This window comes from Veillonella denticariosi JCM 15641, assembly GCF_002959855.1.
Lineage (GTDB): Bacteria > Bacillota > Negativicutes > Veillonellales > Veillonellaceae > Veillonella > Veillonella denticariosi.
The window spans coordinates 35087-55944 of the sequence record NZ_PPDB01000004.1 but is presented as its reverse complement, the minus strand read 5'-3'; the positions used below and the strand labels follow the sequence as shown (position 1 = coordinate 55944).

Genomic DNA, 20858 nt, shown 5'->3' with positions numbered 1-20858 from the left:
ATGTTATTATACTATTTTTTTCTATCTCTCATCAAGAGAACGATTAAATTTACAACGAAAAAGGCTCCTCTTGATGAGGAGCCTCTTCAAACCTATATCAACCGCAATTCAATGACGAGAATATCAATGAAATAATCATATAAATTTATTTCGCTTTCAACGATTTTAATTTTTGGTCCATATGAACCGTGTCGAGGAATCGTACGGTACCCGTTTTAGAGCGCATCACGATGGTATGAGTACGCGCACCGCCCGGGAAGTATTGAATCGGATTCAACAAGTTACCGCGTGTAATGGCTGTTGCCGCAAAAATAACATCATCGGTACGAACCAAATCATCCAAAGTAAGAACCTGATTGACATCGGCAATACCCATTTCATGGCAACGACGAATTTCTTCATCCGTTTCCGGTTTCAAACGCGCCTGCATATCACCACCTACGCATTTCAATGCCGCAGCGGCCAATACACCTTCAGGCGCGCCTCCCGTACCGACAACCATGTGTACCCCGGAGCCTTCGATACAACATTCCATTGCAGGGTTTACATCTCCGTCGGTGATAAGCATAATACGTGCACCTAGATCACGAGCTTCTTTCATCAATCCTTGATGACGCTCACGATCGAGCATAACCAATGTGATTTCATCTACATTACGTTCCATCTTGGCAGCCACATTTTTAATATTTTCCGTCAAGGATTTTGTAATATCGATAGCACCTGCCCCGCGAGGACCGACGCACAATTTTTCCATATACATATCCGGTGCGTGCAACAAACCGCCCTTTTCAGCGATAGCCATAACGGCAATCGCCCCGTTCTGTCCTTTTGCAATAAGATTCGTCCCTTCGATAGGATCCACCGCGATATCGACTTCCGGTCCGCCCGCACCTACATGTTCACCGATATAAAGCATAGGTGCTTCATCAATTTCACCTTCACCGATAACTACGGTACCGGAAATGCGCACGGAATCAAATGCTTGACGCATCGCATCTACCGCAAGGCCATCGGCCTCATCCTTTTGTCCGCGTCCTAATAAACGACCGCTGCGCAAAGCCGCAGCCTCAACGACACGAGCAAATTCCAACGACAATGTACGATCCATAATGGGCCTCCTTATAAGTCCTGTATTTAATAATGTAGCTTACTTGTATGAGTTATATACCGTCTTATTAATTAGCTTGTTTCCAATCAGCCATAAACTTTTCAAGACCTGCATCCGTCAACGGATGTTTCATGGCCTGTAAAAGTACTTTAAACGGAACCGTCGCAATATGGGCGCCGGCCTTTGCGCATTGAATGATATGCAGCGGGGTTCTCACACTGGCAGCGATAATTTCCGTGGGAATGTCATGAATAGCGAAAATATCCGCAATATCCTGAATCAATGTAAGCCCTTCCATGCTGATATCGTCGATACGTCCTACGAACGGACTCACATAAGAGGCGCCGGCACGCGCCGCCAACAGCGCTTGATTAGCTGAAAAAATCAAAGTCACGTTTGTTTTAATGCCTTCTTTACTCAACACAGAAACGGCTTTAAGACCTTCCGGCGTCATCGGAATTTTAATGACTACGTTAGAGCCTAATTTCACCAGTTCATGAGCTTCAGCGACCATGCCTTCCGCATCAGAAGCGATAACCTCCGCGCTGACAGGTCCATCCACAAGATTCGCAATCTCGGAAATAACTTGTTTCAAATCGCGTTTAGCCTTCACGATAAGGGATGGATTTGTGGTTACTCCATCAATAAATCCGAAAGCATAAGCCTCTTTAATTTCATCAAATTCTGCTGTATCAATAAAAAACTTCATAGGAGCCCCCTCTTACTTCACCGCCGCAATCACTTCAACGCCGCCCATATACGGAACAAGAACCTTAGGAATTACAACGGATCCGTCTGCCTGTTGATAATTTTCCAAAATGGCAGCCACCGTACGGCCCACAGCAAGTCCGGATCCGTTCAAAGTGTGAACAAATTCAGGTTTTCCTTTAGGTCCGCGACGGAACTTGATATTCGCTCGACGCGCTTGGAAATCGGTCATATTGGAGCAGGAAGAGATTTCTCTATACTTACCTTGTGCAGGCATCCATACTTCAACATCATAGGTCTTAGCGGAACCGAATCCGATGTCACCCGTACAAAGGGTGATAACGCGGAACGGCAATTCCAATAAGCGCAACACTTCTTCAGCGTTGTCCGTCAATGTTTCCAGTTCCTTAAAAGAATCCTCAGGTTTCGCCAGTTTCACCATTTCCACCTTATTGAACTGATGCTGACGGATAAGCCCCCGCGTATCGCGACCGGCAGAACCGGCTTCGGCGCGGAAACATGCAGTAAACGCGGTATAATATTTCGGCAACTCATCTTCGTTCAAAATCTCGCCGCCATGATAATTCGTCAATGTTACCTCTGCCGTAGGAATCAAGAAATATTCCGTATCCTCTACATGGTACATATCTTCCGCAAATTTGGGCAACTGGCCTGTTCCGGTCAACGTTTCGCGCGTTACCATATACGGTGTCATCATTTCCGTATAGCCGTGCTTATCTACGTGAAGGTCGACCATAAAGTTGATAAGAGCGCGTTCTAAGCGAGCACCTAACCCTTTATACACGGTAAAACGAGCACCGCTCATCTTACCGGCGCGATTGAAATCAAGAATATCGAGGCTTTCACCTAAATCCCAATGAGCCTGTACGTCAAAATCGAATTGACGCGGTTCACCCCATTTACGCTGCTCTACATTTTCGTCCTCATCGGCACCGACAGGAACGGATTCATCACACATATTCGGCAACATCAATGCCGCATCACGCAATGTAGTTTCCACCTCGCGAATACGGTTATCGAGTTCCGCAATATCATCGCCCACCTTCTTCATTTCAGCGATTTTATCATCAGCATTTTCTTTATTGCGTTTCAATTGACTGATTTCCTCTGTTACGGAATTGCGCAGAGCCTTTAGTTCCTCTACCTTACCGATCAATTGACGACGTTCATCATAAGCGGATACAAAGGTTTCTAAATCGCCCTTCGTATGGCGATTGTCCAAATTTTGTTGCACCAAATCGAGATGTTCACGAACAAATTTTAAATCTAACATACTATAAACCTCTTTCTCCAACTATGTTATGTACAAAGTGTATTCAATACGTTTAAGTATACCATATATTACTGTATTTATCATTAACAGCCTATATTTATACATCTATTCAGCGAAGATTTATACATTGACGCGCATCCGTACAGATATCTAATCGTCATCATCTTCGTCGAGCAGATAATCTTTCGCCATCCACTTGCGTGTGCCCGTGAAAGAAATGGTCACCCATTTCTCCGTCGGATTTCCGCCGATTTCCGCATCGATTTCATTGCGAATCGCATCAAGCTCGGCAATGGTTTGGTACGGGAAGTTCTTGCGAACCAGAATATCAATTTCGATGATTCTGGAGTTACCATACGCCTGTACGCTTGTCACGTAATCCTTGAAATCATATTTTTTCATAAATCGGTCCATAATTTCCTGCACCTCATCATGCAAGGATGACGGCGCCCAGCCCAAAATTTGTTTAGTGGACGGAACGATAATATGAATGGCGGATGGAATCATCTGTACTGCAAGTACAATCAATACAATCGGGTCGATATAAGCGGCCCATTTTCCGTATTCCGTTCCTTCCAGCATCGTTGCTACGACGAAACTGATCAGAATAGCGGCTTCCAATAATGCATCTACATACCAGCTTACGTTATCAAACTTGATCAAGTTTGACTGCAAACTCTTATTGATACGTCGAACATATAGATAGTACGCAGTGTCTGCAACGGTAAAAAATATAGCATAATAAATAGCAGGGCCGAAATCTACGTGACGTCCGCCGCTTAACAGATCCGTAATACCGCTGGACAATGCATACAGCACGATAAGCAGAATAAAAAAACCTTCCACAGCAAGTACGAGAGGTTCAAATTGCCAATATCCGAACTGAAAGCGCTTACTCGTCTCACGAGCCACTAATTTGGCCGTCATGAGCATCATAATCTTAATAACTACATCGACAAAGGAGAATACACCATCTAATAAGACCGCACTCGACCCGGTCACAATCCCCATTATCGTACCGCTCACAGCCACCAAAGCCATAAGCCCCACGGATTGCATCAGTAGTTTCTGTTCAATGGAGCGCCTTGCCCCTAATATATCCATTGAGCACACTCCTTTCTCACTTATATACATCTTTATTATACACTAATCACCGAAGTGTATAAAATGTATCGCAAAAAGTCCACCGCATAGCTTATACACGGTGGACTTTCAACAATCACTAACTATGAACTTTATTCTATTATAGGATAACTACACAATAGCCATCGGCGGCGTATCTAAGGATTTACCGGCTACATATCTCCCTACAATATGGCGATCATCGCCTATATATAGCCACCGTTCCAGGCGTTCCTCTATACTTCGTTCATTCGGATCAAACAATTCATGATCATCGATAACAAGAGCATCAAATTCATAACCGGTTTCAAAGCTGCCTACATCACCAAAGAATTGTCCGCCCCCCCTGGTTGCCATATAGAAAGCTTCCGGTAATGTAAGCGGTGCATAGCTTTTATCCACCTCGGCCCATTTCATCTTTGACAAGCCCACGGCTTCGGTCAAAACCTTGGCCATGCTGATGTCATGCCCCCCTGAAATGTCTGAGCCCAATGCAATGGAAATGCCATGATTCAATAATTTTCGTATAGGCGCTATGCCGCTGGACAAATTCACGTTAGAGTACGGGCAGTGTGCCACCATCGTCTTTGTTTCATGCATCCGCTCCATTTCTTCATCGCTCAGATGAATACAATGAGCCATAACCGTCGGCACTGTACCCATCAGACGATGTTCACAATATACATCCGTATAACTGGATGAATCCGGATGAAGTGAATGAACCCAGTCAATCTCACCATGATTTTCAGATAAGTGAGATTGAATTGGCACATTATACTCCACCGCTAAATCTCCGAGTCCGCTCATCAGGCGGCTCGTACAGGACGGTACAAAGCGAGGGGTTACAATAGGTCGTACGAGCGGTCCGAACTGTTGAGCCTCTTCAAGCCATACTCTCGTATCATGTAAAGACCGCTCCGTATCCTCAATCAGATAATCAGGGCTGTTCCGATCCATATTAACCTTGCCTACAAAAGCGGATAGACCGGCTTCTGAAAGCAGCTTCATCAATAGCAATGTACTTTCTTTATGAATGGTGCCAAATAAAATACTGCGCGTTGTACCGTAACGCCATAATTCATTAACAAAAGCGCTATATACCGTCTTTGCGTACTCTAAATCCGAAAACTTCGCCTCCTCCGGAAATGTATACGTTTCAAGCCAAGGCAGCAATTCTTTATCCATACCGAGGCCTCGATTACAAAACTGAGGCGCATGGGCATGAGTATCGACAAATCCGGGAATAATTAAATTATCCCCGTAGTCCTCAACCGGATACGCCTCATACTCGGAGGGAATACTTTCACCACAATACGCGATACAACCGTTACGAACAATGACATAGCCGTTTGGAATCACTGAAAACTCCGCAGGCCGTGATGTATAAATAATATTACCTTTTACTATATAAACGGAATTCATCGAATAATCTCCTCTTTTCAATAATACCGCTTAACCGTAATATACGTACGTCAATTACGATAAAATGTAATTGCTCAATGTTACTCTCTCAACAATAAAAACACATATAACAATCCCGACTCTCACAACTTATATAGCAAAATGTATGATGAAAGCAATGGTCATTACATACATAACAGGATGGATTTCCTTACGACGACCTGTAATAAGTTTTACCAATGTATAAGAGATAAAACCGAAGGATAAACCTTGCGCAATACTGAAGGTAAGCGGCATAAGAAGAATTGTTAAAAATGCAGGCAACGCTTCCGTAAAATCACCGAAATCGATATGCGTCACTTCACTCATCATAAATACACCTACGATAACGAGTACCGGAGCTGTTGCCTGAGCGGGTACCAATAAGAATAATGGCGCAAAAAACAGAGCGATTAAATATAATATACCCGTTACGCATGCCGTAAGACCCGTACGTCCACCATCGGCAACAGCGGCCGCACTTTCAATATAGGAAGTTACCGTAGATGTACCGATGATCGCACCGGCTGCGGCGCCTATGGATGTACATAATAACGCATGATTTAGCCGTTTAAATTTACCGTCCGCATCAACAAGATTCGCTTTACGCGTAACACCGATAAGCGTACCGATGTTATCAAACATATCTACGATTGTAATAGAGAAAATAATGGACAAAAAACCATATTTAATAGCACTCATCACATCCAATTGAGCAAATGTATCCACAGGAAATGGCGGCACCAAGTTGAAAACATCCGCACTTGTCTCAGGGACCTTTGTATAACCGAATATCATAGCCGCAACAGTCGTGATAATCATACCCAACAACAAACCGCCCCTCACCTGCTTGGCTAACAGCACACTGGTAATAAGCAAACCGGCCAAGGTCAACAATACCGCAGGATCCTGCATATTTCCAAGTGTTACAAATGTGGCCTTATCCGCTACGATAATATGCGCATTTTTAAATCCGATAAAGGCAATAAAGAGACCTATACCGACACCGATAGATGTTTTAAGTACCTTAGGAATACCGTCGATGATAAGATTCAAAATACGCGTTACTGTCAAAACAATGAATACAGCACCGGAAATAAATACGGCACCTAATGCGGTTTGCCAGGTCAGTCCCATCGATCCGCATATGGTATAGGCGAAGAATGCACTAAGTCCTAATCCAGGAGCGACGATAACCGGAACATTCGCTACCAAACCGATTAAAATCGTCGTAAATGCGGTCGTCAAAATAACTGCCGCAACCGTACTTTCATGAGGCATACCGGATACGACCAGCAAATTCGGTATAACCGCTAAAATATATACGGAAGCAATGAACATAGTTATGCCCGCAAAAATCTCGGTACGCACATTCGTACCATGCTGAGACAGCTTGAAAAATTTATCAAGCCAGCCCTGTCCGTGTCTTACACTCTCATTCGACATCGAATTCATCTTACTTACCTCCTAACTTAAAGAGAAGAAAATAAATAAAACGACTACAAGAGCATCACAAAATAGCTCTTGTAGTCGTGAATATCGGTTCCCGCTAGAAAGCCTTGACCCATCATGTCAAGGGTATACAAGGTATAGTCTTACTATGAAAATATATATATATATATATATCAATTATATAAAATATGTACCGAACAAAGTATATCTCAGTTTAAGTATAAAATTATTTTTATATGCTGTCAATAATAAATAATAAATAATAAATAATAAATAATAAATAAACATCCTAACAATGAGCCTCCCTCGGGAGGCTCATCATATAAAAACTATTTCCCGAGATTGCGCTCCAAGTCAAATCGGTCCGATACAAAGCCGTACAAAGTCCATCCCGCAAAGGTTACAATGGCACCATATGTCATTGCTTCAAGACCGGATGCATATAACGCATATAAACTATAAATGGAACCAATGAAAGCAATAAAGGTTGTCCCCTTCAATTCACCGCCACTGCGGCCCGCAGCTTTCATCAACACAATGATAGCCCCCATCGACAAGAGGTATGGAATGATATTCGTTACAACCGCCAAATTAACGAGCGTTTCAAACTGTTCACTCAAAGACGGACTGATTGTCATCAAACTGAGGAAGGATTGAATGATTGTAATCGTTACCATCCCTACTACAGGTGCATCTTTAGATGTAATCTTGCTGAATAATTTAGGAAAATACCCTTCGTCCGCAGCACCCTTAAATACATTGGCAATGGTGAACTGCCATCCGAGTAAAGAGCCGAAACACGACATAACCATAAGACCCATAACGATTTTACCGGCTATACCGTTAAACATGGATGCAAATGCCAAACCAAACGGTGCATTACTGTTAACGAGTTCATTTGCAGGAACAATACCAAAAATCATATTGGTGGATACGATATAAATAACTGCAACCCCTAATGTACCGCCGAGAACTGCTTTCGGTACATTCTTTTCGGGATTATCTACGGCATCCGCATTTGCACAGGCGGATTCAAGGCCAAGAAATGCCCATAAAGTCATGGCGATGGAATTAGTTGCCGCTTCGCCGAACGGCATATTATTAACATTCCAGTTTGCTACATACATATCTGTTGAGAAATAAGCCCAACCGACTGTACTGATTACGATAACCGGTGCAATAACACCCCATACCGTAAAGCTGGATACACGTCCCGTGATGCTGGCACCACCGAAATTCAACGTCGTCGCCAACCACAATGTGACAATCGTATAAATACCTGTCAACAATGGAGTCAACGTAACATCTGCAAAGGTCGCCGCATAACCTACCGCTGAAATAGCAATAGCGATATTGGCGATTAAAAGAGACACGCCATACGTATAATTCGCCATGAAGTTCCCCGCTTTGCCAAAGGAATATTCGGCATAACCGCCCATACCGCCACCTTTACGACTGTACATACCGCACTTTGCAAAAGCATAAGCCAAACACATGGAACCTACAGCAGTAATCAACCATGATACGATTGACAACGATCCTACCTGCGCCAATTTTGTAGGCAGCATGATAATGCCTGACCCCATCATATTCACAGCGGTCAAAATTGTAAGCTGCAATACGGACATCTTATTTTTGCCTGTACTCATAGTTACCTCCTTTTATCTTGTGTATTGTACCGCCGGAAAACCTCCGACGGTACACAGAGGAATTATTTTTCAAATTCTTTTTTCAACACATAACCGAATGCTTTCTTCGTTCCATCCGGCTGTTCCGTAATGTATACACCTTGAATTTCCGGAGCAAATCCAGGCAATTTGTTGATGCCTTCTTCCAAAGCCAAGAAGTAATCACAAGCAGTCTTCGACCAACGTTCGCCCGGTTGTACGCACAATACCCCTGGAGGATAAGGAAGCGCACCTTCAAGCGCGATGCGCCCTTCCGCTTCGCTCAACGGTACAAGCTCACCTTTGCCGCGCTGGAATTCAAAATTAGCTTCCTGAGGATTCATAACATATTCCGGGAAGTAATCATATAAGAACAATCGTTGTTGCAAGATACTTACATTCCGGTCTTTATAGAAGTCATGCATTTCCTGACATAGTTGACGAATATGATATCCCTTGTATTTATCCAAGTGGCTGTAATAAATGGACGGCAATACATCTTGCATAGGTGCATCGGCTTCAATCAATTGTTCAAATCGGACAAGCTGTGCCACTAAATCGTCCATCTTCGTCTTTGTTTCCGCTGGGGTCATCAAGAACAGAATGGTATTTAAGTCACATTTTTCCGGAATAATTCCATTTTCGCGCAAATAGTTTGCAAGAATATTGGCATGGATACCGAAATCTTCATATTCACCCGTTTCCACATTGATACCCGGTGTAATCAATTGGAATTTACAAGGATCTATGAAATATTGACCTTTACCATAACCTTTAAAGGAGTGCCATTTCGCATCCGGCTCAAATGCGAAGTAGTCCACATCCTGTGCCATTTTCTTTGTATCTCCGTCTTCCCACTTTTTACCATGTACAACCGGTGGTACTAACGGACGAAGATATTTACAGTGTTTCAATACGGCCTTACGAGCTTCGATAACCGTTTCCACACATTCAATCCATAATTTTTTACCCGCTTCGCCTTCATGCATTTTTGCATTTACGTCAAGGGCTGCAAACAACGGATAAAACGGTGATGTCGAGGCATGCATCATGAATGCGTTGTTCAAACGTTTATGATTTACATAGCGGTCTTGCCCCTTAATATGCTTATCCTTCTTATGAATCTGAGATGTCTGTGAGAAACCCGCCTGCTGCTTGTGGACGGATTGAGATACCAAAATACCGGGATCATCAGGACCAAGTTCCAAAAGCAACGGACTGCAGTCTTTCATCATAGGGATAAACTGTTCATAGCCGACCCAAGCGGAATCAAAGAAGATATAATCGCAGAGATGTCCGATTTTATCGACAACCTGACGCGCATTATAAATAGTCCCGTCATACGTCCCCAATTGAATAACCGCCAACCGGATAGGCCGCTTTGCCTTTGCTTTCTTAGGATCTTTTTCAGCAATCAATTTGCGAATATATTTTTCATCAAAGCAATGTTCTAAGATACCACCGATGGACCCGAACGGATTGCGTGCCGTTTCAAGATATACAGGTGTTGCTCCGGACATGACGAGCGCCCCGTGACAAATCGATTTATGATTATTGCGATCATATAAAACAATATCCCCGGGGGTAAGTAATGCATTTAACACGACCTTATTAGAGGATGATGTTCCGTTCAATACAAAATATGTTTTATCCGCATTATAAACTTGTGCAGCATGTTGCTGAGCTTCAACTGCGGAACCTTCATGAATCAGAAGATCACCTAACTTGACATCCGCATTACAAAGATCGGCACGGAATACATTTTCGCCGAAGAAATCATAAAAAGCACGTCCCGCAGGATGCTTACAGAAGAATTGCCCCCCTTGATGCCCCGGGCAGTCAAATTGAGAGTTACCGTCCTCTACGTAATTTGCCAAAGCTTGGAAAAATGGCGGTAACATAGAAGCTTCATATTTTGCAGCGGCCGCTTCAATCTGTCGTTTATATAAATCAAAATTTGTAGTTGATCCGTCGATAACACGTTCCACCTTACCGATAAACGGGGAAATATCTACAGACTTATCAAACACAACCAAGAAAACCGGTATACCAAAGGATTGAACCAACTCATTCTCAAGTACATCTGTATCGGACTCGCTAATGACTATAGCCCCCACATCGGTAAAATCAGTTTGACTAAGCTCCACATTTGTACGCCCTTCCATAGAACCGAAATAGAATTGCGCTTTATGAGAGAAAGCAATTTTTAAATGTTTCATGATGTGTTTCCTCCTAAATTATGTTAACAACGATAATTTAAAGAATGTGACTTACACATAGGGTCGATTTATAAAATTTATTAATGAATTCACCTTTACTAAATACACCTCCTTGTTTTAAAGGTAATTCACGTATCTATATTTCTATCTTAACATCTGATTTTTTCATTTAAAAGTGTTTAATTATACACATATATCATAATTATACATTGTGCATGATTTAAATGTATAATCTATACTGTTACAGGTATGTGTAAATTTAATCACATACACCTCTATAATATCGGAAAAGCAACGATAAATCCTATATCTCAATGTTCTTTTACTTCATCACAAAGTAAATCAAAATTTTTTATGTATATCACAATGTAATCATAGAAAATCCATGCAGCATTTTTATATTGTATATCTAATCATACCTCACATATTTATTAATCAACATTATAAGAATTGATAAAAGCCCGTATCAACGTATTTGATACGGGCTTTTATCGATTTTTTTGTATGCTAAACAGCAAAAAGCTCACCGCCATATTGGCAGTGAGCTTTACAATTATTATTCTTCAGATTCAGTTTGCTGTTGAACTTCCGGTTTCATCAACGGGAACAATAATACGTCACGGATAGATGCGGAATCTGTCAAAAACATAACTAGACGGTCGATACCGATACCGAGCCCTGCAGTTGGAGGTAAACCATATTCCAACGCCGTTACATAATCATTATCCATGCGATGAGCTTCATCATCACCGGCTTCACGTTCCTTCAATTGAGCTTCGAAACGTTCTTTCTGATCAATAGGGTCATTCAACTCGGAGAAACCGTTTGCCAGTTCACGACCATAGATAAACGCTTCAAAGCGTTCAGTAGTCAACGGCTTTTCACGATTCAATTTAGCCAATGGAGAAATTTCCTTCGGATGACCGTATACGAATGTAGGTTGAATCAAATTTTCTTCTACATACTCTTCAAAACAAGCATTCATGATCTTACCGATACCGTCACCGGCACCATACTCAACGTTCAAACGATCCGCAATGGCGCGGGCTTCTTCCAATGTCTCAACGGCATCAAAATCTTCACCTGTATACTTTTTGATACCCTCTTGCATCGTAATACGATTCCAAGGTGGAGTCAAATCAATTTCGGTGCCTTGATAGGTAATCTTGGTCGTCCCCAATACTTCTTTTGCACAGTAAGATACGATATTCTCAGTCAAACGGATTACGTCTTCATAATTGCCGTATGCCTGATACGATTCCATCATTGTAAATTCCGGATTATGGCGATTATCGATACCTTCATTACGGAAGGAGCGGTTGATTTCATAAACGCGTTCCAACCCACCTACGATAAGACGTTTTAAGTACAATTCCGGAGAAATGCGCATATAGATATCGATATCAAGGGCATTATGATGCGTAATGAACGGACGAGCCGCAGCACCGCCAGGAATAGCGTGCATCATAGGTGTTTCCACTTCCATGAAGTGCTGATTGTTCAAATACTCACGAACCTTCGCTACGATTTTAGTACGCTTTACAAATGTATCGCGGACTTCGGGATTTACGATCAGATCAACATAACGTTGACGATAGCGTAATTCCGTATCCTTTAAGCCGTGCCACTTTTCAGGCAATGGACGCAACGATTTGGACAATAGGGTCAATTTATCAACCTTAACGGTAATTTCCCCCATATGAGTTCTGAATACATGACCTTCAATACCCACGATGTCACCGATATCAAGCATTTTTACATACTTGTAATTATCTTCACCCAATACATCCTTACGGAAGTACACCTGAATATCACCGGACAAATCACGGATGTTCGCAAATGCCGTTTTACCATGGGAACGCATAGTCATCAAACGGCCTGCAATCACTACAGGTTGATCATCGTAATTCAAGAAATCATCCTTAATATCTTGTGCATGATCTTTGACAATAAAACGTTGACCGAACGGATAGATGCCATCAGCCTCATACTCAGCCAATTTATCACGGCGAATTTGCATTTGATCATTTAATTCTTCTTGGGTATTTTTAATTTCTTCACTCATCTTATCGCCTCTTCGTTGTGAACCGTAAATTATTGAATTGCTAATACTTTGAAAGTCACAGGACCGTCCGGTGTGGACACCTCTACTTCATCACCTTTGCGTTTGCCCAAAATAGATTTGCCTACAGGAGATTCATTGGAAATACGATTATTAAAAGGATCCGCTTCGGAAGAGCCCACAATAACATACTCCAACTCATCGTTATACATCGTATCCAGTACGGTAACCTTGCTACCTACGGATATTACATCACCCTTGACGGATTCGTCGATGATTTTCGCAGTATTGATTTTATTTTCTAATTCCACAATATGACCTTCGATGAAAGCCTGTTCATTTTTAGCATCGTCATATTCGGAATTTTCACTGATGTCACCGTATTCAATAGCTGTTTTAATGCGTTCAGATACTTCGATACGGCGCACAGATTTATAATACGATAATTCTTCTTCTAATTTCTTTAAACCTTCGGCGGTAAGTAATGTTTCTTTTACGTCTGCCATGGATACCCCACACTTTCTACGTATAAATAATAAGAAAAAGTGTCACAATAAGATGACACCTTATCCTTTGTTTGTAAATTTTCTCAATCATTATATAAAAATACTATACATTTGTCAATGCGCCTTAACTTCAGCCAGGATGGAACGGTATGTTTCCAGCTCTTTCTGAAAGCTTGTTACCGTATGAATCGTATTCAACCAATTGCGCCAATAGGCGGATTCAGGTAAGCCTTTCAGATACCAACCCGCATGTGTTCGGATTTCTCGCACAGCCAGGTGCTCCCCCTTGTATTCACATAACAATCGGAAGTGTTTCATCAACATATCGAGGCGCTCCAATGCGGACGGTGCAGATACGACTTCACCGGTGGCTAAGTACTGATGAATGCGATCAAAGATCCACGGATTACCCTGCGCACCACGTCCTATCATCACCGCATCACATCCCGTCTCATCAAGCATACGCTTAGCATCCTCCGGCTCAACGATATCCCCATTACCTATAACTGGAATGGATACGGTCTCTTTAACCGCTTTAATATACGACCAGTCCGCATGACCGCTGTACATCTGTTCCTTCGTACGCCCATGAACAGCGATGGCGGCTACGCCGGTAGATTCAATACGCTTAGCAAAATCCACGACATTAATATGATCATAATCCCAACCTATACGCATTTTCACCGTCACCGGTACATCAACAGCTTTGACAGCCGCCTCCGCCACACGCGCGGCCAAATCCGGATGTTTCATGAGAGCCGAACCGTCACCGGATGTAACGACCTTTTTTACAGGGCAGCCCATGTTGATGTCCACAATATCCGCACCTGCATCGGCTACGACCTTTGCACCTAAAGCAATAGCTGCAGGGTCGGATCCGAAGATCTGCATCGACACAGGTCTCTCCGCCTCTTCAATGCGCAATAATTCATGTGTTCGTTCATTTTTATATTTAATTCCCATAGCGCTCACCATTTCGGTACACACTAAAGCCGCCCCGTTCTCTTTCGCCAAAAGCCGGTATGCGATATCGCTTACCCCCGCCATGGGAGCCAATATGGCCTGTCCGTCAATCAAAACGGAACCTATATGCCATCGCTTTGTATTCATATATATCACCTAATAAAAAGAGTACAGCATAGGCTGTACCCGAATGTACACTACTTTGTTATAATTTATAACTCTATTATAGTAGCATTATTTATTTCGTTCGTAAATAAGGCGTAACCCTTCCAACGTCAACATAGGCTCTACATGGTCAATACAATCGGTAGCGCTGCTGATAAGCTGTGCCAAACCGCCGGTGGCAACTACGGTCACGGGTCCTCCCATTTCCGCTTTCATACGAGTCACAAGCCCCTCTACTTGACCTACATAACCGTAAAACATACCGGATTGCATCGATGATACGGTATTTCGGCATATAACCTGTCCCGGATCCTTAACCTCGATACGCGGTAACTTAGCCGCCCGTTGGAAAAGAGCTTCCGCAGAAATGGTCACGCCGGGACTGATAACACCACCGATATAATCACCATTGCCTCGAACGGCACAATAAGTAGTCGCCGTTCCGAAATCAATAATAATCAAATCGCCTTTGTATTTATCATAAGCAGCCACCGCATTCACGATACGGTCCGCCCCGACTTCGCGAGGGTTATCATATTTTATGGCAATGCCCGTTTTCGTACCGGGTCCTACGATAATCGGATTCACATTAAAATAACGAAGACATACACGTTCCAGTGTAGGCATTAACGGCGGTACAACGGAAGAAATAATGATATCCTTTATATCTTTCACATTGACCTTGCGATCATGAAAAAACAGGTTCATCATCAACATGCCATATTCATCGGTGGTACGCACCCGATCCGTAGAAATACGCCAATGACCGACAAGGTCTTTCCTGTCATATACACCGAGTACAATATTGGTGTTTCCCACATCAATAACTAATAACATGAATCCTCCTCTATTGGCGTGAACGTATAGACACGTCTCCGGCCACAATGCGTTTAATGGCCCCGTCCGGGGTTCTAACTAATAAATTACCGTCTTCATCAATATCCGTCGCCACACCTTCATAGGTATTTCCCGGCGCCCGTACTTCTATATCCGCCCCCAATGTGACAGAGAGCTGACGCCATTCATTAAGGGTATCCTCAAAACCGTTATCGAGGATTTCATAGTACTGATGTTCCAATGATTCCAGTATAATCTTGAACGCCTCCGTCCTTTCAATGTCAACACCTTCCATCAATAAGGACGTGGCGATATGTTTTAATTCTTCAGGCAGTTCTTCCTGTTTCGTCTTTACATTGACACCGATACCCATGATAATATGAGAAACTTCTTCCATGGATCCGGACATTTCCGTCAATATACCTACCAGTTTACGACCGTTCACGAGAATATCATTCGGCCATTTTATGCCCGCATCGACAAGGCCCATCTTGTGAAATGCCTTTGTAAGGGCTACCGCCGCCATCAAAGTACATTTAGGTGCATCCGCAGGTGCAAAATCAGGACGCAGAATAATACTGAACCATAAGCCTTTACCAAAAGGAGAATACCACCCGCGGGACAAACGTCCTCGCCCGGCCACCTGTTCTTCCGTAACGACAACAGTCCCTTCTTCCGCCCCCTGCTGAGCTAAACGACGGGCCTCCAAATTTGTGGATTCCGTAGTATCCATATAAACATACCGCTTGCCAAACACATCGGTATCTAAAATCTGTTTCATTGCCAATGGACTCAACAAATCAGGTTCCTCCAATAATCGATACCCCCTCTTGGTATAAGATTCTATTTTATAGCCTTTTTGACGCAATGCTTTGATATGTTTCCAAATTGCAGTACGAGATACGTGACATGCATCCGACATATCCTGTCCCGATACGAAGCCACCTTGGTTTTGTCTCAAGAATTCTAGCACTTCATCACGCATGGTTAGAGCCCCTTTCTTTGTTAACCTGGGTTTACAATTCGATTTTACAAGCGCGCCTCTGAAAATGCAAGGATTATTTTGAATCAAGACACTCTATATTCTGAAAGTGGTATAATACTTATATCAAAAATTTACGGGATATGAATGTTAACCATTTGATTATATGATGTACGTTCAATAACAATATATCTACATATCTACGGGAGAGAAACTATTATGCAACAGTTTACATTAGAAGAAAAGAACACGGTACTGGAGAACCCTTTTGTCCATATACATCGCAAATTAGATGTGCTGCTCCATATAGGGAAACTGCTTATGGAATGTGGTGCAAATACAAACCGGATTATCGAAGAAATGTTAAAAGCCGCCACATTCATGGGGATTCCTCATGATTACTTGAATATACACATTTCCTATACAACGATAATGGTAAATTTGCTCCATAAGGAACGGTCCATTACGGTTTTTCGTAAAACGCCCGTTCATATACCGAACATGGCTATGATCAACGCCGTTTCAAAATTGACCTGGCGAGCCTTCGAACGCCATTACTCACTCACCACGTACGAGCATCTCATATCAAAACTGGAATACACCATACCAACGTATCCGAACTGGATAAAAGGCCTCGCTTGCGGTTTAGGATCGGCGGGTCTCGCCTTCTTATACAGCGGCGACTGGATTGCCTTTATCGTCACTATCATCTGCTCGTTTATCGGATATGTTACACGCACCTTATCTACGCGTATCGGCTGTAACGAATATGTCGGCATTTCCGTTGGCGCTTTTACCGCCATGATATCGGCATACGCTTTTTATACGCACATCGAACTGGGCTCATTGCTATATGTCCTCGTATGCTGCACGCTCTTCATGATTCCCGGTGTTCCACTTATCAACTTTGTCATCGACATAATCAACAACCATATATTATCCGGTGTAACAAGGGCAATTAGAACTCTTCTCATCGTGGGCAGCATGACGCTCGGTATGGCCATGGCGCTCTATTTCAGTCCCGTTCCGGCCTTTAATTTCGTCGACATCAAGCCGCATGTCATCTCCCTTACACAGATTATCGGTGCTTTCACGGCGGCCTCTGCATTTGCGGTTCTCTTTAATGCACCGACACGCTTGCTCGGATACATCGGTATCGGCGGTATTCTTTGTGTTTCCGTCCGCAATCTGCTGCTGGTTGATTTCGGATTCTCCACGCCCGGTGCAACCTTTATAGGCGCCGCTGTTATGAGTATTATTTTTGTAAAAGTATCTACATGGATAAAAACATCGAGTACGGTTATCATCGTTCCGTCAGCCATCGCTCTGATGCCCGGAATCCTATTATATCGCTTCGTATTCGATATTCTACACATAAACAGCCTCAATGAAGCAGGCCTCGTTCACATGATGCAAAACGGCATTACCGGAGTTCTCACAATTATCGGGATTGCGGTAGGCGTGGCCATACCGAATGTATTGGCTCAGAAATATTTAAAGAATATCAAAGAGCGCCGAATTGCGGAACTCATGGCGACAAGACATGTGCACGACGGTCAATAAATACCATATAGCACAAAGAGATTTAAAAATCATAATTAGCATTATCCCTATATAGATTTATATAGATTTATATAGTACAAGTATCTACATAGTAGAAAGAGCAGGCCTCTCATGGAGACCTGCTCTTTTTATATTCATACCAATAGTTATGAACTACCGTATATTATTTAGTTTCATCTTCATCGGTAGAAACCGCATGATTAATTTCTTCTGAAGGATCAGAAGTTTCAGTACCAACAGCATTATCGACAGGATTATCAATCGTTTCCGGTACGATAATTCCCGCTGCTTCCAGTGCACTTTTAGGCTCAGCCGCATCAGGAGTTTTCGTTGTACCGTATTTATAAAGATTTTCCACCGCTTTCGCATCAATGGTTTCCTCCTCCAATAAAGCTTTTGCCATATTGTGAAGGAAATCCAAATTGTCGCTGAGAAGCTTTGTAACATCTTTATATGCTTCCTCTACAATACGATGAATTTCTTCATCGATTTTAGCGGCAATCTCTTCACTATAATTACGTTCATGTCCGAGATTTTTACCTAGGAACACCTGTTCCTGCTGTTCGCCGAATACAATTGGTCCCAACGCATCGCTCATACCCCAACGTGTTACCATGGCACGAGCCGTGTTCGTAACGCTTTGGAGATCACCGGATGCGCCTGTACTGATTTCGTCGAGAACCAACGCCTCCGCGATACGACCGCCGAGAGCCACGCGAATATCCGCCAACAATTGAGATTTGGTTTTATAATTCTGTTCCTCTGTAGGTAACATCATCGTATAACCACCGGCAGCACCGCGCGGAATAATCGTTACCTTATGAACCGGGTCCGCATGAGGCAGCAAATGTGCCACAATAGCATGACCGGATTCATGATACGCCGTCAACTTGCGATCTTTTTCACTCACGATATGACTGCGGCGTTCAGGACCCATGCTGACCTTTTCGCTGGCTTCTTCTACTTCCGCCATGGAAATGATTTTTTTATTGAGACGAGCCGCCAAAAGAGCTGCTTCGTTTAACAAATTACTCAAGTCCGCACCGGTAAAGCCCGGAGTTTTCTTCGCAATCGTTTTTAAATCCACATCATCAGCCAACGGCTTATTGCGGGCATGAACTTTTAAGATCGCTTCACGGCCGCGCAAGTCCGGACGGCCTACGACAACCTGACGATCGAAACGACCGGGACGTAATAATGCGGGATCGAGAATATCCGGACGGTTTGTCGCCGCAATGGTAATAATGCCTTCGTTGGCACTAAATCCATCCATTTCAACGAGCAACTGGTTCAAGGTCTGTTCGCGTTCATCATGACCGCCACCAAGGCCCGCCCCACGCTGACGACCTACCGCATCAATTTCATCGATAAAGATGATACATGGTGCATTTTTCTTCGCCTGTGTAAACAAATCGCGTACACGGGATGCACCGACACCGACAAACATCTCTACGAAGTCGGAACCGGAAATAGTGAAGAACGGTACCCCCGCCTCTCCGGCTACGGCTTTAGCGAGCAAGGTTTTACCGGTACCCGGAGGTCCTGCAAGTAAAACCCCTTTTGGAATCTTCGCACCGATAGCGGTAAACTTACCGGGATCCTTGAGGAACTCCACCACTTCTTCCAATTCCTGTTTAGCTTCCTCTGCGCCGGCTACATCTTTAAAATTAACCTTTACATTACCTTCACCCATTAATTTTGCACGGCTTTTACCGAAGTTCATCACTCGGCCGCCACCACCTTGGGTTTGTTGCATAATGAAGAAGAAAAGTACCACCAAAATAATAATAGGAATAGCGGACCCTAACAAGCTCATCCACCAAGCCGGTTGTTCCGGCGGAGCAGCTGTAATTTCCACTCCATTATCTTGTAATGTTTTGATTAGCGTTTCATCACTAGGCGCATAAGAATTAAATTCTGTTCCATTCTTTAATTTGCCTTTAATACCATGATCATTCGTAATCGTTACGGACTCAACCTTTTTCTGCTGTACCTGTTGAATAAATCCCGTATAACTGAGTTCAGATTTATTCGCACTTTGACCAGAAAAAGCATCAATAGCGATAACAAAAGCGGCAATGATCAGTAAATAAAGGACGATATTTTTTGTAAATCGACCCAAGAGATTACCCCTTTCAACAACAATTTAGTTTATAAACGAATTGAGTACACCTCATGACGAGATGCACTCATATATTATACCATACTTCTTAATCTTGATACATTTCTTCCTTCAAAATACCTATATATGGTAAATGGCGATATCGTTCGGCAAAATCCAGCCCATATCCGACGACGAAATAGTCGGGAATCACAAAGCCCACGTAATCGACATGCACATCCATCTTTCGACGGTCCGGTTTATTCAGTAACGCCGCCAAGCGCACGCTTTTAGCCCCGCGGGCACGCAGATTATCCAGCAGGTAATGCAACGTCGTACCGGTATCCACAATATCCTCGACGACGAGCACATGCTTGCCTTCCACGGAACGGTCCAAATCCTTCAGAATTCTTACGACGCCGGTACTTGTAGTACTATTGCCATAACTGGAGCAAGAAATAAAATCAAAACTCACATTCACCGTATCATCTATAGCACGGGCCAAATCCGTAAAAAATACGATAGCCCCCTTTAAAACTCCGACGAGCACCACAGATTCGCCCTTGTAATCGCGACTGATATCGCGCCCCAGTTCGGTAACGCGCGCAGCCAGTTGCTTCGGGGTATACAAAATCTCTTTTACATCCTGATGCATATATGACCTCCACG

General features: G+C 43.1%; 16 protein-coding genes and 1 riboswitch. Of the genes, 1 reads left to right on the top strand and 15 read right to left on the bottom strand.

Features of this window, described 5'->3' with window-relative positions; translation table 11 throughout:
• Window positions 1–145: 145 nt before the first annotated feature.
• The 13 genes from glpX to VEHSUH05_RS05240 all read right to left on the bottom strand — a co-directional run bounded on the left by glpX (window position 146) and on the right by VEHSUH05_RS05240 (window position 16528).
• Window positions 146–1108 (bottom strand): class II fructose-bisphosphatase, encoded by a 963-nt coding sequence (gene glpX, locus VEHSUH05_RS05300; RefSeq protein WP_038117056.1) that lies wholly within the window; start codon window positions 1106–1108, stop codon window positions 146–148.
• Between the two features lie 67 nt (window positions 1109–1175).
• Window positions 1176–1817, bottom strand: a complete 642-nt coding sequence (gene fsa / locus VEHSUH05_RS05295) for a fructose-6-phosphate aldolase (protein ID WP_054674696.1) — start codon at window positions 1815–1817, stop codon at window positions 1176–1178.
• Between the two features lie 12 nt (window positions 1818–1829).
• Window positions 1830–3110, bottom strand: coding sequence for a serine--tRNA ligase (gene serS, locus VEHSUH05_RS05290; protein WP_105090958.1), 1281 nt, complete (start codon window positions 3108–3110; stop codon window positions 1830–1832).
• Window positions 3111–3260: 150 nt separating this feature from the next.
• Window positions 3261–4214, bottom strand: a complete 954-nt coding sequence (locus tag VEHSUH05_RS05285; protein WP_038117062.1) for a cation diffusion facilitator family transporter — start codon at window positions 4212–4214, stop codon at window positions 3261–3263.
• 150 nt (window positions 4215–4364) lie between these two features.
• Window positions 4365–5654 carry a guanine deaminase gene (gene guaD / locus VEHSUH05_RS05280; RefSeq protein ID WP_105090957.1) on the bottom strand — a complete coding sequence of 430 codons (1290 nt, stop codon included), beginning with the start codon at window positions 5652–5654 and terminating at the stop codon, window positions 4365–4367.
• Between the two features lie 129 nt (window positions 5655–5783).
• Window positions 5784–7127, bottom strand: a complete 1344-nt coding sequence (locus VEHSUH05_RS05275) for an NCS2 family permease (RefSeq protein ID WP_051435763.1) — start codon at window positions 7125–7127, stop codon at window positions 5784–5786.
• A gap of 52 nt (window positions 7128–7179) precedes the next feature.
• A riboswitch (purine riboswitch) is annotated at window positions 7180–7278 on the bottom strand.
• Window positions 7279–7453: 175 nt separating this feature from the next.
• The gene (potE, locus tag VEHSUH05_RS05270; protein ID WP_038117065.1) at window positions 7454–8773 is read right to left on the bottom strand and encodes a putrescine-ornithine antiporter; all 1320 of its coding nucleotides are present in this window, start codon (window positions 8771–8773) and stop codon (window positions 7454–7456) included.
• A gap of 62 nt (window positions 8774–8835) precedes the next feature.
• Window positions 8836–11010, bottom strand: coding sequence for an ornithine decarboxylase SpeF (gene speF / locus VEHSUH05_RS05265; protein WP_038117066.1), 2175 nt, complete (start codon window positions 11008–11010; stop codon window positions 8836–8838).
• Between the two features lie 556 nt (window positions 11011–11566).
• Entirely contained in the window at window positions 11567–13075 is a 1509-nt protein-coding gene (lysS, locus tag VEHSUH05_RS05260) for a lysine--tRNA ligase (RefSeq protein WP_105090956.1), read from the bottom strand.
• Between the two features lie 29 nt (window positions 13076–13104).
• On the bottom strand, window positions 13105–13578 hold the full coding sequence (gene greA, locus VEHSUH05_RS05255; RefSeq protein WP_054674755.1) for a transcription elongation factor GreA: 474 nt from the start codon (window positions 13576–13578) through the stop codon (window positions 13105–13107).
• Window positions 13579–13692: 114 nt separating this feature from the next.
• The gene (gene dusB / locus VEHSUH05_RS05250; RefSeq protein ID WP_105090955.1) at window positions 13693–14688 is read right to left on the bottom strand and encodes a tRNA dihydrouridine synthase DusB; all 996 of its coding nucleotides are present in this window, start codon (window positions 14686–14688) and stop codon (window positions 13693–13695) included.
• 87 nt (window positions 14689–14775) lie between these two features.
• Complete coding sequence (locus VEHSUH05_RS05245) at window positions 14776–15543, bottom strand: type III pantothenate kinase (RefSeq protein WP_105090954.1); 768 nt, start codon at window positions 15541–15543, stop codon at window positions 14776–14778.
• 10 nt (window positions 15544–15553) lie between these two features.
• Window positions 15554–16528, bottom strand: coding sequence for a biotin--[acetyl-CoA-carboxylase] ligase (locus VEHSUH05_RS05240; protein WP_038117076.1), 975 nt, complete (start codon window positions 16526–16528; stop codon window positions 15554–15556).
• A 216-nt stretch (window positions 16529–16744) separates the two neighbouring features.
• On the opposite strand from VEHSUH05_RS05240, the gene VEHSUH05_RS05235 reads away from it, so the two are divergent.
• Window positions 16745–18088, top strand: a complete 1344-nt coding sequence (locus tag VEHSUH05_RS05235) for a threonine/serine exporter family protein (protein ID WP_105090953.1) — start codon at window positions 16745–16747, stop codon at window positions 18086–18088.
• A 163-nt stretch (window positions 18089–18251) separates the two neighbouring features.
• On the opposite strand, the gene ftsH is transcribed toward VEHSUH05_RS05235, so the two are convergent.
• Together ftsH and hpt are read right to left on the bottom strand one after the other, a co-directional pair.
• Window positions 18252–20210 (bottom strand): ATP-dependent zinc metalloprotease FtsH, encoded by a 1959-nt coding sequence (gene ftsH, locus VEHSUH05_RS05230; RefSeq protein WP_038117080.1) that lies wholly within the window; start codon window positions 20208–20210, stop codon window positions 18252–18254.
• An 88-nt stretch (window positions 20211–20298) separates the two neighbouring features.
• Entirely contained in the window at window positions 20299–20844 is a 546-nt protein-coding gene (gene hpt / locus VEHSUH05_RS05225) for a hypoxanthine phosphoribosyltransferase (RefSeq protein ID WP_038117083.1), read from the bottom strand.
• Window positions 20845–20858 lie beyond the last annotated feature (14 nt).

What these genes read in the sequence shown, in the direction of transcription:
- glpX (WP_038117056.1), bottom strand. Translation starts at nt 1,108, where the DNA reads ATGGATCGTACATTGTCGTTGGAATTTGCTCGTGTCGTTGAGGCTGCG.
- fsa (WP_054674696.1), bottom strand. Translation starts at nt 1,817, where the DNA reads ATGAAGTTTTTTATTGATACAGCAGAATTTGATGAAATTAAAGAGGCT.
- serS (WP_105090958.1), bottom strand. Translation starts at nt 3,110, where the DNA reads ATGTTAGATTTAAAATTTGTTCGTGAACATCTCGATTTGGTGCAACAA.
- VEHSUH05_RS05285 (WP_038117062.1), bottom strand. Translation starts at nt 4,214, where the DNA reads ATGGATATATTAGGGGCAAGGCGCTCCATTGAACAGAAACTACTGATG.
- guaD (WP_105090957.1), bottom strand. Translation starts at nt 5,654, where the DNA reads ATGAATTCCGTTTATATAGTAAAAGGTAATATTATTTATACATCACGG.
- VEHSUH05_RS05275 (WP_051435763.1), bottom strand. Translation starts at nt 7,127, where the DNA reads ATGAATTCGATGTCGAATGAGAGTGTAAGACACGGACAGGGCTGGCTT.
- potE (WP_038117065.1), bottom strand. Translation starts at nt 8,773, where the DNA reads ATGAGTACAGGCAAAAATAAGATGTCCGTATTGCAGCTTACAATTTTG.
- speF (WP_038117066.1), bottom strand. Translation starts at nt 11,010, where the DNA reads ATGAAACATTTAAAAATTGCTTTCTCTCATAAAGCGCAATTCTATTTC.
- lysS (WP_105090956.1), bottom strand. Translation starts at nt 13,075, where the DNA reads ATGAGTGAAGAAATTAAAAATACCCAAGAAGAATTAAATGATCAAATG.
- greA (WP_054674755.1), bottom strand. Translation starts at nt 13,578, where the DNA reads ATGGCAGACGTAAAAGAAACATTACTTACCGCCGAAGGTTTAAAGAAA.
- dusB (WP_105090955.1), bottom strand. Translation starts at nt 14,688, where the DNA reads ATGAATACAAAGCGATGGCATATAGGTTCCGTTTTGATTGACGGACAG.
- VEHSUH05_RS05245 (WP_105090954.1), bottom strand. Translation starts at nt 15,543, where the DNA reads ATGTTATTAGTTATTGATGTGGGAAACACCAATATTGTACTCGGTGTA.
- VEHSUH05_RS05240 (WP_038117076.1), bottom strand. Translation starts at nt 16,528, where the DNA reads ATGCGTGATGAAGTGCTAGAATTCTTGAGACAAAACCAAGGTGGCTTC.
- VEHSUH05_RS05235 (WP_105090953.1), top strand. Translation starts at nt 16,745, where the DNA reads ATGCAACAGTTTACATTAGAAGAAAAGAACACGGTACTGGAGAACCCT.
- hpt (WP_038117083.1), bottom strand. Translation starts at nt 20,844, where the DNA reads ATGCATCAGGATGTAAAAGAGATTTTGTATACCCCGAAGCAACTGGCT.